The organism is Helicobacter didelphidarum (assembly GCF_003364195.1).
Lineage (GTDB): Bacteria > Campylobacterota > Campylobacteria > Campylobacterales > Helicobacteraceae > Helicobacter_A > Helicobacter_A didelphidarum.
This window is the reverse complement of record NZ_NXLQ01000012.1, coordinates 1-14,309: the sequence shown is the minus strand read 5'-3', so window position 1 is coordinate 14,309 and position 14,309 is coordinate 1. Positions and strand designations below refer to the sequence as shown.

The 14,309-nt window shown below is 29.7% G+C and carries 14 protein-coding genes; 7 read left to right on the top strand and 7 right to left on the bottom strand.

The genetic code is table 11. The features are described from left to right. Positions 1-90 precede the first annotated feature (90 nt). Entirely contained in the window at positions 91-882 is a 792-nt protein-coding gene (locus CQA53_RS06220; RefSeq protein ID WP_115543157.1) for a MetQ/NlpA family ABC transporter substrate-binding protein, read from the top strand. 83 nt (positions 883-965) lie between these two features. Here the strand turns inward: CQA53_RS06220 and CQA53_RS06215 are convergent, their stop codons facing one another. From CQA53_RS06215 to CQA53_RS06185, 7 genes are all read right to left on the bottom strand, one after another. Then, positions 966-2,510 carry a DUF6056 family protein gene (locus tag CQA53_RS06215; protein ID WP_220272077.1) on the bottom strand — a complete coding sequence of 515 codons (1,545 nt, stop codon included), beginning with the start codon at positions 2,508-2,510 and terminating at the stop codon, positions 966-968. Positions 2,511-2,588: 78 nt separating this feature from the next. Then, on the bottom strand, positions 2,589-3,206 hold the full coding sequence (recO, locus tag CQA53_RS06210; RefSeq protein WP_115543155.1) for a recombination protein RecO: 618 nt from the start codon (positions 3,204-3,206) through the stop codon (positions 2,589-2,591). Next, the gene (ubiE, locus tag CQA53_RS06205; RefSeq protein WP_115543154.1) at positions 3,206-3,961 is read right to left on the bottom strand and encodes a bifunctional demethylmenaquinone methyltransferase/2-methoxy-6-polyprenyl-1,4-benzoquinol methylase UbiE; all 756 of its coding nucleotides are present in this window, start codon (positions 3,959-3,961) and stop codon (positions 3,206-3,208) included. Before ubiE ends, recO begins: the two co-directional genes overlap by 1 nt. A gap of 254 nt (positions 3,962-4,215) precedes the next feature. After that, complete coding sequence (locus tag CQA53_RS06200; protein ID WP_115543153.1) at positions 4,216-4,980, bottom strand: amino acid ABC transporter ATP-binding protein; 765 nt, start codon at positions 4,978-4,980, stop codon at positions 4,216-4,218. A 9-nt stretch (positions 4,981-4,989) separates the two neighbouring features. After that, positions 4,990-5,682 carry an amino acid ABC transporter permease gene (locus CQA53_RS06195; protein WP_115543152.1) on the bottom strand — a complete coding sequence of 231 codons (693 nt, stop codon included), beginning with the start codon at positions 5,680-5,682 and terminating at the stop codon, positions 4,990-4,992. After that, a complete protein-coding gene (locus tag CQA53_RS06190; protein ID WP_115543151.1) occupies positions 5,682-6,449 on the bottom strand; it encodes a substrate-binding periplasmic protein in 768 nt (255 codons plus the stop codon). The genes CQA53_RS06195 and CQA53_RS06190 overlap by 1 nt, the downstream gene beginning before the upstream one ends. Continuing rightward, entirely contained in the window at positions 6,446-7,351 is a 906-nt protein-coding gene (locus tag CQA53_RS06185; RefSeq protein WP_115543150.1) for a substrate-binding periplasmic protein, read from the bottom strand. Before CQA53_RS06185 ends, CQA53_RS06190 begins: the two co-directional genes overlap by 4 nt. 829 nt (positions 7,352-8,180) lie before the next feature. Between CQA53_RS06185 and CQA53_RS06180 the strand changes: the two genes are divergently transcribed. The 6 genes from CQA53_RS06180 to CQA53_RS06155 all read left to right on the top strand — a co-directional run. Next, positions 8,181-8,474 (top strand): hypothetical protein, encoded by a 294-nt coding sequence (locus CQA53_RS06180; RefSeq protein ID WP_115543149.1) that lies wholly within the window; start codon positions 8,181-8,183, stop codon positions 8,472-8,474. 25 nt (positions 8,475-8,499) lie between these two features. Then, complete coding sequence (locus CQA53_RS06175) at positions 8,500-9,498, top strand: tRNA dihydrouridine synthase (RefSeq protein ID WP_407918843.1); 999 nt, start codon at positions 8,500-8,502, stop codon at positions 9,496-9,498. 78 nt (positions 9,499-9,576) lie between these two features. Then, positions 9,577-10,803: a hypothetical protein gene (locus tag CQA53_RS06170; protein ID WP_245945735.1), complete on the top strand. Its 1,227-nt coding sequence runs from the start codon at positions 9,577-9,579 to the stop codon at positions 10,801-10,803. A gap of 11 nt (positions 10,804-10,814) precedes the next feature. Then, the gene (locus CQA53_RS06165) at positions 10,815-12,866 is read left to right on the top strand and encodes an extracellular solute-binding protein (RefSeq protein WP_245945734.1); all 2,052 of its coding nucleotides are present in this window, start codon (positions 10,815-10,817) and stop codon (positions 12,864-12,866) included. 94 nt (positions 12,867-12,960) lie between these two features. Beyond that, the gene (locus CQA53_RS06160; RefSeq protein ID WP_115543147.1) at positions 12,961-13,950 is read left to right on the top strand and encodes a hypothetical protein; all 990 of its coding nucleotides are present in this window, start codon (positions 12,961-12,963) and stop codon (positions 13,948-13,950) included. A 123-nt stretch (positions 13,951-14,073) separates the two neighbouring features. Next, the coding region (locus tag CQA53_RS06155) for an RNA-binding S4 domain-containing protein (RefSeq protein WP_147290005.1) at positions 14,074-14,309 on the top strand (236 nt) is incomplete at its 3' end.

Here is a 14,309-nt window from a genome sequence, read left to right as displayed (position 1 = left end):
AATTTATTTTCAAAGATATTCATTTTCTTATAATAATTACGAAATTTTAAGATATAATTAAGCCATAATTTACTTATTTAGGAGTTTTATATGAAAAAAGTTTTAAGGTCAATAGTGTTATCAAGTATAGCATTTACATCAATTTCTTTTACAAATATTGCAAATGCAGCAGATTTAAAAGTCGGGGCAACACCGGTTCCACATGCAAAGATTCTTGAAGTTATAGCCCCAACACTCAAAAAACAGGGAATTACGCTTAAAATTGTTGAGTTTAGCGATTATGTTATGCCCAATCTTGCTCTTGCAGATAAATCACTTGATGCAAATTTTATGCAACATTTACCATATTTGGAAAAAATTAATAAAGATAAGAGTCTAAATCTTGTAGGTATTGCACAAATTCATATTGAACCACTTGGGGTATATTCAAAAAAGATTCAAAATATTAATGAATTGAAAAAAGGTGCGATGATTGCAATTCCTGCAGATCCAAGTAATGGTGCTCGTGCATTAATTTTGCTTCATAATAATGGTATTATTACCCTAAAAGACCCTAAAAATCTCAATGCAACAATTTATGATATAAAGGCAAATCCTAAGAAGCTCAAAATTAAACCAATTGAGGCAGGATTACTTACAAAAGCTCTTGATGATGTTTCAATAGCTGTAATTAATGGGAACTTTGCTTTGCAAGCAGGATTGTATTCAAAAGATGCTATTTTACTAGAAGATTCCCGATCTCCTTATGCAAATATCCTTGTTATCCGCACAGGTGATGAGAATAGAAAGGATATTGTAGAACTAAAAAAAGCATTGCAAAGTCCAGAAGTTAAAAAGTTTATTGAAGAGACTTATAAGGGTGAGATTATACCTGCATTTTAATCGAATCTTAACTTAATGGGATTTCATAAAGATTACAAGGATTATGAGATTCCTAGCTTTATGGGAAATTAACTTTGGTTTTCTTACTCTTTTTGACTCTTATGTTTTACTATGAATTTTTCTACCCCAAAATATCTTGCATAATCTGTATTTGGCCATACATCTGGATCTTTTCCTGGATTTCCCCAATCTCCATAACGTTTATATAATGGGTGAAAAGGGTGTGAATCTACAATAATTATTTTTTGATTCAATGCTTTTTGTGCAGCAATAGAACCAAGCATATATTCCCATTTAAAACGCATATCAAGAGAGACATAAAGGAAAAAGATTGCGAAACCAATACTAAGAGCTATAAAAATACATTTTAACCAATAGATAAAATATGTATGTTGCCAATATTGCAATAATACAATAACCATTGCTATATCAATTAAAGCTAGATTCAATCTTGATCTACCTGGTGCAAAATCAATCTGAATTCTTGTCCCAATGTAAAGACTAATAAGACAAATAAAACTAGCTATTAATAATAGTAACAAACTGAATCTCTTATCTCTTTCTCTAAAATAATAACTACCAACAAAGCATAGGGTAAATCCAACGATTAATAACACTAAATTGAGTTTCAATACAATACATAAGACAATAAATAATATACCAAAAATGATATAAACAACTTTTGCAAATTTATTTATGAATATCTTGTTGGAGGAAATAATCAATATAATACATAATGCTAAAATAACAAATCTGATTTCATTAGCTACATAAATTCTTCTAAGAATCGCTATTTTTTCTTCTATACTTAATGCAAGAAAAGTGCTAAGCGTACGTGCATCGCCCGATTCAATAAACAACATTAATCTTTTTGCACTTCCTGGACTGACATACAAAATAATCCAACCAATGATAAAACCAATAACACCCATATAATACCATAATGGCAGTGTAACTTTCTTTTTTATAGCATAGAGAATAAAAGCAATATGAACGAGTATTAAAACAATATTTGCCTCGATACACCAGCCAGCAAATATCCCAAGAAAAAAGATTCCAAATGTGTGTAATCCATTTTTTATGATGGAATTTTGTTGTATTAATCTGGATTTATTGCCATTAAAATAATCTTCCCAAAATAAACGATATGGAATCAAGAAAGAAAGGATTAAAAAATATGCCCACAAATAATTAAAACTACCAGCAGCCCAATAAAATATTGAGCCAAATTTTATAACAGCACTCATTAAGAAAAAGAGAATAAAACACAATATGCTTATATCATTAAAATTCGTTATGGGAAATCTTGCAAAAATAAGAAAAAAGAATAAGTAAATAACACATACTCCAATAAATGCATTAACAAAAGAAAATGAAATGTGTGTAGAAAATGCACTACCAAAAGCAACGCGCATCATGTCTCCAAAGCGACCATTCCATAAATTATAACTATTAATAGCATTTTGAATGCTTGTATGTATGTCAATAAAAGTATATCCAAGATCATCACTTTGTGTTGGGAAAAGTGCATTGAGGCAAAATAAAAAGAGATAAATACAAATAAAAGGAATTAAGTTATATATATATATATATATCGTGTAGTTATATTCATTATAATAAACTCCCAAATCAAGTTAAGAGAATTATATATTTTTTGTAACAAAAAAATTAAATAATACAGCTTTTTGCTGATAATAAAAAGAATACTATAATCCGAGTAAAATTGTATTATAAATCTTTGTACACTCAGAATCACTTATGTTTATAAGGCTTTTTGTCTCATAAAAATCTAAAATATCTTTTTTATTCATAATAACAGGTGCAGTAACACAATTCAGACATGCAAGAAGCAAGCCTTGTGTGATTGCTACTTTATCTTGAAATGTATTTCCACATATAAAACAAATATTTTCATGATACAATCTCCCTTCAAATTCCAAAAGCTTTACATACGCAGATGATACAAGACGTTTTGGATTCTGTTTTTCAAGGATTTTTGAATGTTGATTGAGTAAGTTATAGTAAAATTGATCAATTTCTTTAGTGTCTTGCAAATGTCTATCAAGTAAGTTGCAAAATTGTTGCCATACATATACTCGTTCGAGTTGCTTTTCATAGTTACGTGCAAGATGCATGATATTGCGTAATTTTGGAAGATGGATACCTTGATGCTCAATCTCAAAATCAATTTTACGTCCCGTATAAAGAATATTGTGCCTCGCACCATAGAATCTATAAAGTGTATAATAATGTTTTGTGGTAAGAATTTTTACTATCATATCTTCTTTAATGCTTTTTGTAAGCTTAAGGATAAATCCCTGCATTATTGCTCTTTTGTTGCAGAAATACAATCTTGTTTTTGTGCAATAATAAGTGATGATATGTTTGCACTATAATCTTTTGAGAAAATTATTGGCATATTGTGTAATTGGAGTTCGGCTTCTAGTGATTCTCTTGTTATAAAATTATCAATAGAATTTGGTAAATATTTATAAGCTTTAAAGTTGCGTGAAATAACACCACCAACAATTGGTAAAAGTGCTTTTGTATAAAATTGCATGAGTGAAGCAAGGATTCCTGTGTTTTTATGTGTCATAAACTCAAGTATCATTAGAACACCATTTGGACGCAATACGCGGTAAAATTCTTTAAGGGCTTCTTTACGATTGATAACATTACGCAATCCATAGGCAATTGAAACAATATCTTGACTACTAGATTCTAATGGTAAGTTATTCGCTTGAGCTACATGAAATACACCATTTTGAACCTTTTTGCGTGCAATTGAAAGCATACCATCAGATGGATCAATACCTATGATATTAGCGATATGAATTTTTGCATTTTTACTTTCATTTTGCCAGTGTAATATCATATCGCCGGTTCCACATGCAACATCCGCTATATTTAAATTTTGTTTTTGCAGTATTGCAAATGCTTCCTTACAGGCTTCTTGCCTCCAACTGACATCAATCCCCATACTCATAACGCGATTAGCAGTATCATAAGTTGGTGCGATGTTATTAAACATATCAATTATATCATCTTGTTTTTGCTGATCATACATATTTTGATTCATATTTGGACTCTTGGGAGAGGTATATTAATGTTTAGACTCAAGCGTAATTTTAGCATGTTTTTTTAATTTTTATCAAAGTTTTTAGGATTTTTATGTTTTACATCTCATTTCTATTTTACCTTGTAACAAAAAAAGTTTTGATTTTAAATTTTTTCATCACACAACGAAGAAAAGGATGCTCGAAATACTATTGAGGATATTTTTAACAATAAATTATTTTTTAAAATGTGGAAGAATATTGTGATGAATTAACACTAAAAATATCGTTTAAAAATACTCATTTTCTCTAAAAATTGTTTTACTCTTTCATGTTTTGGTTGGTTAAAAAAATCTTGCGGTGGTTTTTGCTCAATGATTTCTCCATTTGTCATAAAAACAATTCTATCTGCAACAGCCCTTGCAAAATTAAGTTCGTGCGTAACAATCAACATTGTTTTATCTTGTATTACTTTAATTGATTCTAAGACTTCTCCAACGAGTTCAGGATCAAGTGCAGAAGTTGGTTCATCAAATAGCATAACACTAGGATTAAGTGCTAATGCACGAGCGATACCTACTCTTTGTGCTTGCCCACCACTTAATTCATGTGTATAATAGAATGCTTTGTCTTCAAGTCCAACTTTTTTAAGGTTTTCTAATGCAATATCAAAGGCTTCCTTTTTTGGAATCTTTTGAACAATAATCAATGCTTCTGCAACATTTTCTAAGCAATTTTTATTTGTAAAAAGATTATGTTGTTGAAATACCATTGCACTTTTTTGTCGTAATTGTAGAATAGATTTATTGGGAAATAGAGCCAGTCTTTGTGAGATTTTTGCATAATCCAGTGTGATATTATCAATGCGAATACTCCCTTTGTGTGGATATTCAAGGAGGTTGATGCTTCGTAGAAATGTGCTTTTACCCGCACCACTTGGACCTATAATGGCAATAATTTCACCACTTTTTACTTCTAAACTAATATTTTTGAGAATATTAGTATTACCAAATTTTTTACAAAGATTATGTATTTCAATCATCAATAACCTTTATGCGTGACTTTTTCTAAACACTTGCAATCTCTTTTCTATGTATGAAGAGAGAGATTCTAAAACCACACATATCCCCCAATACATTAATGCTGCCATAAAATATACTTCTAAAAATCTAGAACTTCTACCAGATTCTATGTCAGCTAATCCCATGAGTTCTGGCACAGTAATCACAGATGCAAGTGAAGTATTTTTGAGTTGCATAATAAAAAAATTGAGGAGATTTGGTAAGGTAACCATAAAAGCTTGTGGTAAAATAATATGCACCAATGCCTGTGTATAAGTCATACCAACAGATAGTGCAGCTTCTGTTTGTCCTTTATCAACAGCTAAAAGTGCAGATCGAAAAATTTCACTTAAGTAACTACTAGCATATAATGAAAATATTACAAAAGCATAATAAATCGCATCAATTGATCCAAAATCAAATTGGATTCCTAAGTATTTCAAATAAATCGGAATCCCATAATAAAACATAAAGAGTTGCACAAGTAAGGGGGTTCCGCGAAAAAAAGAAATATAAACAATGACACAAGTGCTAAGAACTGGAATTTTATAAAGTCGTATAAGAGCTAAGAAAAACCCAAAGATTCCACCAACAATAAAGGAAACGATTGTGAGAAAAAAGGTAATTGGAATAGCAGGAGCAAGTTTATATGCTACTTCAAAGAAATATTTTACATCAAACATTATTTCGTCAGATCCTTCTGAAAATATTTTTTACTTAAATCACTTAATTTTCCATCATCAATAGCTTTTTTTAAAGCTTGAGAGATTCTCGTTTTTAATTCCATATTATCCTTATGGAAGACAAAAAATACAGGAGTTTTATCAATAATAATATCTGTTGCTTGCAACTCTATACCTTGTGCCTTTGCAATATTGACAGAACTGATTGGTTCCCCGATGATTGCTTGTATACGATTGTTGCCCAAATCTGCAATAAGTGCCGGCGGATTTTTATAATATTTAATTCGTATTGAAAGTTCGGGATGGTTTTTAAGATATTTTTCAAGATTAAGGGCATAGTTTGAACCCAAACTTACTCCAATTACTTGTCCATTGAGCTCATTGAAACTTTTAATGTGTTGATTTTTTCTTGTGATAACCGCACTCACATCATTAAAGTATGGATAATCGGAGAATATATACTTTTTTTCTCTTTCAGGAGTTTTTGTGATTTGAAATGCCAAAATATTAAATTTTCCACTTTCCAAACCAACAAAAATAGCATTCCATGGAACACCATGAAAATGAAAATTTAATCCTTTATCATATAATGTTAATAAACGCAATACATCAACATCATAGCCCTGTAAAGTTTCGTCATTCATATAGGCAAATGGGCGATAGGAATTTCCTGTGCCAACTTGTATATCAATATTTGGTAAATCAAGTGCATAAAGATTGATGGATATTAGGTTGATTGTAAATAAAATGCTTAAAATCTTTTTCATTGAATCTCCTTTAATAATTTTACATATTCTTCCCCAAAATATTGTTTAATGATTGCTTCAATTTTCCCTGCTTTTGATGCCTTGATGTATGCCTCATCAAATGTTCTTGCTAATTCTTGTGAATCTTTTCTGAAAATGAAATAAATTGGTGTTTTATCAAGATAAAAATTCGTTACTTGAATTTTAATTCTTTGTGCTTTTGCATAATCTATTGCTGAAATAGGGTCATTAATCATGCCTTTAATTCTCCCATTTGCTAACTCTGCAATCAATGTAGGGGAAGTTTTATAATAATGAATTGTAAAACGAGCATTTGGATGTTCTTTAAGATATTTTTCAAGATTTAATGCGTGATTTGAACCAACAGTTACTCCAATTTTATCTCCATTATGAAAGTCATTTAAATCTTTAATTGTAGAATTTTCTCCAACAATCAAGCCACTAATGCCATAAAAATATGGTTGCGTAGAAAATATATACTTTTTTTCTCTTTCAAGAGTTTTTGTGATTTGGTTGGCAACAACATCAAATTTTTGAGAGTCTAATCCGCTAAAGATTGTATTCCAAGGCACGGAAATAATTGAAATTTTACAACATGGCATATATTCTGCAACAGCGTTTGCTATATCGTTATCAAATCCTGTTGCTTTGCCCTTTGAATCGATATAAGCAAATGGCTTATAGGTATTTTCACTACCTATACGAATTTCTATTAAAGATTCTTGTGCGAATACGAATTTAAAAAATAAAGTAAATAAACTGATAACAATGAAATACAATGGCAAAAAAGATTTATTGACTTTTATAGTCTTTATGTGTGTTGCAAATCCTTTATTGGATTGTAACAAATTGTATATATACATGATGATATTTGGAATCTTTGGTTGTAAAATTCTTTTCATAACAAATCCTTGATTATATTTTGGCAGATGTTAAAATCTCTTATTTTTAAGATTCTATGTATTATTTGTAATGATATAATTATGTTGAATACATAAGTATGATTTGAAATTTATCCGAGTTAATTTATTAATATTGAACGATTTTTAATACCAAATAATAGCAAATTTTAAATAATATTTTGTAAAAATACATTTTATTGTTGTTAATTTTAGGCTGAAAGTTTTATTTAGAACTCTTATATTTTAAGAAATTCAATGAAAGTATTTTTATATATTTTCAAGAAAACAAATATCTATTTTTAAAATTCGTGTTTAAAGTTTATGTTGTAATAAACGATGAATATTAATATTATTTGAAATGTTCTGGATTTTTATTAATAAACTTGCAATAAAATTTGACATTATTTTTTTAACCATAACTTCTTAAATGGGATTTTTACAATTTTATTATGAATTTTACACTAAAGATTTGCCCAGAAAATAATAGTTTCAATGAAATGGTAAAAAAATCAAAATAAGAAGTCAAGAATATTATTTTAGTGGAGCAATATATGGAATCCTTACTATCATTTTGCTGAGTTAAAAATGGTGAAATTATTGCAGGTGTTTGCAAGAAGAAAGGCGTGCAACGATCATTAATATAATCTTATGACTCATATGCAAGAAGTTTATACTTAATTTGAAAATTCTAGAAGAAAAGATTTTAATGGAATTGAAACTTGCAATACTCCAAAAAATTACAAGCATGTTTTATATGTTTGTAAATACAAAAAATTGTAATGTTGACATTAACAAATGAGATGTGAGTAGTATAAAAGATATGGAGAAAATGTTTTATCAAACACAATCTTTTTATCAAGATTTAGAACTTTGGGGTAAAAAATCCAAAAAGATTGTGTGCAAAACGATATATTCAAAGAATCTTCTATGCAATCTCATCTACGAAAATGGTATAAGAAAGAATCTTGATAAAATCTTTTTACTTTTAGGATATTATGGTAAGATTCTGGAACAAAAAATCAAAAATATTCCACATAATACAGGAATATTTTTTATAAAAAAAGTAAGTTTCATTTTAAAATTTTATAGGGATAAACATGCACTACATAACACATTACAATGATGTTTTGACGCTTAAACAATATCTAGTGGATTTTCGACATACAAGAAAGCTACCTTCATCGCTTCTTATGCTTGCACCATTAGCGGGATTTAGTGATTTACCATTTCGACAAATGGTAAAAAGTTTTGGTGTTGATATAACTGTGAGTGAAATGATAAGTTCCCATGCACTCGTTTATGATAATGCAAAAACTTTGAAAATGGCTTTAAAAAGTCCGATTGAAGTCCCTTTTTCTTTGCAAATTTCTGGTAGTAAAGAAGATATTTTACGACAAGCGGTAGAAAAAATTAATCATCTTGAATGGGTGGATATTATTGATTTTAATTGCGGTTGTCCTGCACCAAAAGTATCAAATCATGGAAATGGTAGTGCATTACTTAAAGATTTGGATAAATTTTGTCATCTCTTGCAAACCATTCGCAAATATGGTAATAAAGAAATTTATAGCGTAAAGGTTCGTTTAGGTTTTGATAAAAAAATTCCAATTGAACTAGCACATGCAATTAATGAATCTGGAGTAGATTATTGTGCTGTCCATGCAAGAACAAAGACTGATGCATATAAGAAAGATAGAATTGATTATGAAAGTTTAGCATTGATGAAAGAGATTTTAAAAATTCCCCTTATTGCAAATGGCGAAATTGATAATTTTAAAACCTATACAAAAGTTATGCAATATACCAACGCAGATGGTGCGATGATAGGGAGAGCAGCACTTAAATCTCCATGGATTTTTTGGCAAATTAAGCAACAAACAGATTCTATGCCAAATACTTTAAAGAGAGATCTTGTATTGCAACATTTAGATTCTATGTATGAATTTTATGGTGAAAGAGGTGTTGTAATGTTTCGAAAAAATTTGCATGCTTATGCAAAAGGTAAAAAAGATTCAAGTAAATATCGTGATTTTGTGAATAATGAAAAAAACTATACGAGAATACGGGAATCCATATATTCTTTTTTTGGAAATATGCAGATAGATTCTGATGGGATTCAACCAATTTTCAACAAAAAGAGTATATAATATTATCTATTGTTGTCAGCAGATTTTGGGGTATTTTTGCTTTGGAAACAACAAAATAGAGCAAAAGGAGGGTAAGCTATGCATAAAAACAATTATATACTAAGTAATGTAATGTTGTTAGATTTAATCAATAGCACAATGCAGAGATTTATCGATAAGAATCTTCAACTTTATTCAAGATTGAGAAGAGTGGTAAAATCTCTTATATTTTTCTATTATTTACAGAGTATTTTTTCACAAAATAGAAAAGAACAAAATAAAAATATATGCAGGTTGTCATTATTTGTATTGATATTTTGTTTGAGTAATATAAGCTATGCAGCAAAATATCAATTCTTTTTAGGATTAGGACAAAGTTTTGGCACAAGTAAGCTTACCACAGATGCAACAAATCAGATGACGAAAAATACAGGCACGGTAAATGAAAAAGGTGGATATTTTTATACAAATACACAACATGGTAGTTATGAAGGAAGTGTAAAAAATATTACGAGTGCATATACTGGAGTTGAGGTAACTTTTGACAAATATGGGATATTTACTGCAAGAGGTTATATTACCGCAAGTTATTCTAATAATGTTAATTTTGGAAATCTTGATAAAAACTCAATACGAGATGGTAATTTAGAAAAATGCCGTCCTGATAGCAATCCCGGACTTCCTTCTGATAGTAATCCAAATGGCATTGGTAGAGAATGTTGGCGAGATGAATTTTCTACTTCTGGGGAACAAAATTCTGTAACATTTAATCCAAATCCCGGTTTTAGTGATACAATCGCAAAAAATGCCTTTATGCTCACTTATGGAATTGGTGCTGATATTGGTGTAAATCTTCCGGTAAGCTTTTTTATAAAAAATTATATGCACTACAAGATAGTTACATTGCGTATTGGTGCGTATGGTGGTATCGGATATGAATTTATTACTTATAGTCTAGGGAAATTTGATAATCGTAGCTATAATAATACAACTTCGGGTGCCACAACTTATGATCCAAGCAATCCAGGCACACCAACAAATGCCGCCCCAGCAGTTTTAAATACTCAAGATTCACTCTATATTGCTGGAGCTGGAATGTTTGCTAGAGTAGGGGGGAGTATTTATATTACTAATCATTTGCGTTTAGATATAGGAGTGAAGATCCCAATAACTTTTGCAGGTGTCCCAAATGCACGTAGTCAAAAATGGTATCTACAAGAATCAATTTATGGTACACAGAATACATTTACACAGCAAATGTTAAAACAAAATCTTACTACGCAAGTTGATATGCAGTGGCATTGTAATGTTAATGTATTGTTTTAGGGGAAGTAGCTATGTCGCTTCAAATAAATAATATTGTAATCAAAATTTTTCTTTTTAATATACGGATGGGGGATATTTCATTGATTTCTGATAAGTATCACTCTTTTTTAAGTTTGCTGATTTATGCAAAAAATATTTTAGGCGATAGGCAGAATTTTTATATTCAATATAATAAGATTTTAAAACTTTTTTGGTTACTAGTTTATATTGTTATTATATTTTTTACTTCTCTTATTGCGAACTCTTTAGAAAAAAATAATGCTATTTATACAACATGGAATCACGCACTTTCTATGGATGGCAAACCAAAGCATATTTATGCCACACATTTCCCTTATGCAAATCCACGAGCAATAAAAGGTGGGGTTTTTAAAATTATGGGTTTAGGTGGATTTGATAGTCTTGATTTATTTGTCCTTAAGGGAAGTAAAGCAGATTCTCTTAATCTCATTTATGATACACTTATGGTGCAAAGCCTTGATGAGCCATATGCAATTTATCCATTGATTGCTGACAAAATAAGTATCGCAAATAATAAAAGTGGAGTGAGATTTCATATAAATCCTTTAGCAAAATTTCATGATGGATCTAAAATTCTTGCAGAAGATGTAAAATTTAGTTTTGATATGTTGATTGAGAGAGGAGATCCAACACAGGCACGTTATTATGCAGATGTGAAAGAAGCTATTGTGATTAATGATTCTGTTATTGAGTTTCGTTTTAAAACGAGTGAAAATAAAGAATTACCTTTTATTCTTACGCAACTTTTTATTTTCCCAAAAAGTTTTTATATGCAAGGTGATGTTAATACTTTTGGAACACAACCATTGCGAGTTCCTATGGGAAGTGGTCCTTATAAAATTTATTCATTTGATATTAATACACAAATTACTTATGAACGCAATCCAAGTTATTGGGCACAAGATTTGATGGTTAATCAAGGTGTATATAATTTTGATAAGGTTATTGTTGAATACTATAAAGATGAAAATGTTGCATTGCGTGGATTTTTAGCAGGAAACTATGATTATCGTTTTGAACCACAAGCAAAATCATGGGCGAATGACTACAAAGGAAAAGCATATCAAGAAGGTAATTTTAATATGTTTGAATTTAAGCATGGACTACCTGCAGGTATGCAAGGATTCTATTTGAACACACGCAAAAAACATTTACAAGATAAACGCGTTCGAGAGGCAATAACACAAGCTTTTGATTTTGAATGGAGCAATCAATATCTCTTTTACTCACAATATAAAAGAACAACGAGTTATTATGAAAATTCTAAATATGCTTCTCGTGGATTTTTGCAAGATAAAGAGAATGCAATGGAAATTATTATATTAGAATCTCTTGGAATATTAGAAAAAAATCCAACAACAAAACAGCTTGAAATAGCACCGCAATATAGGCAAGATATAGATTCGAGAATCTTAACTCAAATTTATACCCCACCAAGTACAAAATATCCCCATTCTAAGAGAGAAAATTTGAAATATGCAAAAAAGCTTTTAGAAGATGCTGGTTATTATGTTTTCAAGAATCAGTTGATAAATAAAAATAATGAACCGTTGAAGCTTACAATTTTATTAAATTCCACACTTTTTGAACGCATTGTTTTACCTTTTAAAAAGAATCTTGCAATTTTGGGAATCATGCTTGATGTCCATATTGTAGATTCGGCACAATATGAAAATCGTGTAAAATCATTTGATTATGATATAATTGTGGGTGTTATTCCTCAAAGTCTTTTTCCGGGCAATGAGCAAGATTTCTTTTTTTCAAGTTTGAGTGCTGATATGGAAGGTTCAAGGAATTTTTCTGGGATAAAAAATAAAGCAATTGATTTTTTGATTACTCAACTCAATCAAACTGAAGATATGCGAAAAAGAGAGGCTATCTTGCATGTAATGGATAGAATCTTGCTTTGGGGATTCTATGTTATCCCACATTTTTATAGTCCAAATTTTCGTATTGCGATTCAAAACAATATAAATATTCCAAAGACCTTTCCTATTTATGGTTCACCATTTAGTATGTATTATTATTGGTGGAAAGAATAAAAATTGTATGTAAATCTTATAGTTTTTTAAGAATACATAATAAATCTGTGAGAATAGAGTATTAAATGAGGGCAAAATATTATGGAGGTAATTTATGCGTATCCAAATCAATACATGTGTGAAAAACATTCAATTTTCTATCATTTTGCTATTTGATATTTATTCTTATTGGAGTTTTATCAATAAAAGATTTCTATCAAAGATTGTTTTATTGATCTGTATGTGTAATCCATATATTCATGCTGTTACACAAGATACGCAAGAAATCACTAAACAAGAAGTGGTAAAAGATAATAATCAACCTCTTACGGTAATACAGAAAGAAGAGTTTGATGATATTTTCACAACAATAGACAACCCGATTTTTATGAATCTTAAACCATATTTAGGTGCTGGTTATTATAATATTTTAGGTTTAGGGGATACACAAACTCTCTCATTTAATGGAGGGTATATTGAGGCAATGTATCCATTGAAGCATAAAAATATTACAACAAACTTTTTTTCTAGTATGTCATTTGGCAGTGCAAACAATACATCTCAAAATGCTGCAATTATACAGACTTATATTGGATTGCTTGGTGGGGTAGAGGTTAACATACCTTTTTCTACTAGTGGCGTTGTTGCACACGGTGTATTTGGGGTAGATGTTGGTGTTGGTTTTCTTTTATCCAAAACAATGAATGTTATTGCTGATACATTTTTTGGTGTAGATTTTATTTACCAACGCTTTGCATTTCGCCCATTTGTTGGTATAAATACTTATGTATCTTTTGGACAGGGAATAGGACTTAATCTTCATATGGGGCTTAAAATATTTTATCATTTTAATAATGCACGGAGTTTTTTGTCTGTTATGGTTACGCGTGATTTTATTCGTAATGGAGATGCAACTTTTACGATATTACCAAATTATAGAGCAGCATATTTTGGTCCAATTGCTACAAGTTTTGAATTCAATGCCGGAGTTGATCTTTTTAGTGTAAAGCATTTATTGATACGAGGCGTTATAAATGCACTTTATACTTCAAATTACTATAATGTTAATGTGGGGGTCAATGCATTTATGAGCTATCGATTTTAATATAGATTAAGTTGCAACAAAGCGATAATTTAAGTAAAAAACTTTTATAACTTTGTTATTTTTGTAAATTCAATTTATTAAAATTTGAGTTATAATAATTCATTATATATGAAAGGGATTTATATGCGACTTGATAAATTTTTAAACGCAACAAATATTACAAAACGTAGAGCCATAGCACAAGATATGTGTGAAAATAATGTTGTATTGGTAAATGATATTATTTCGAAAAGCTCAAAAGAAGTTAAGATAGGTGATATTATTACGATTAAGTTTTTAGAACAAGATAAAAAATATCAAGTTTTGCAAATCCCTACATTAAAAACTATACCAAAGAATATCAAGGATCAGTATATAAA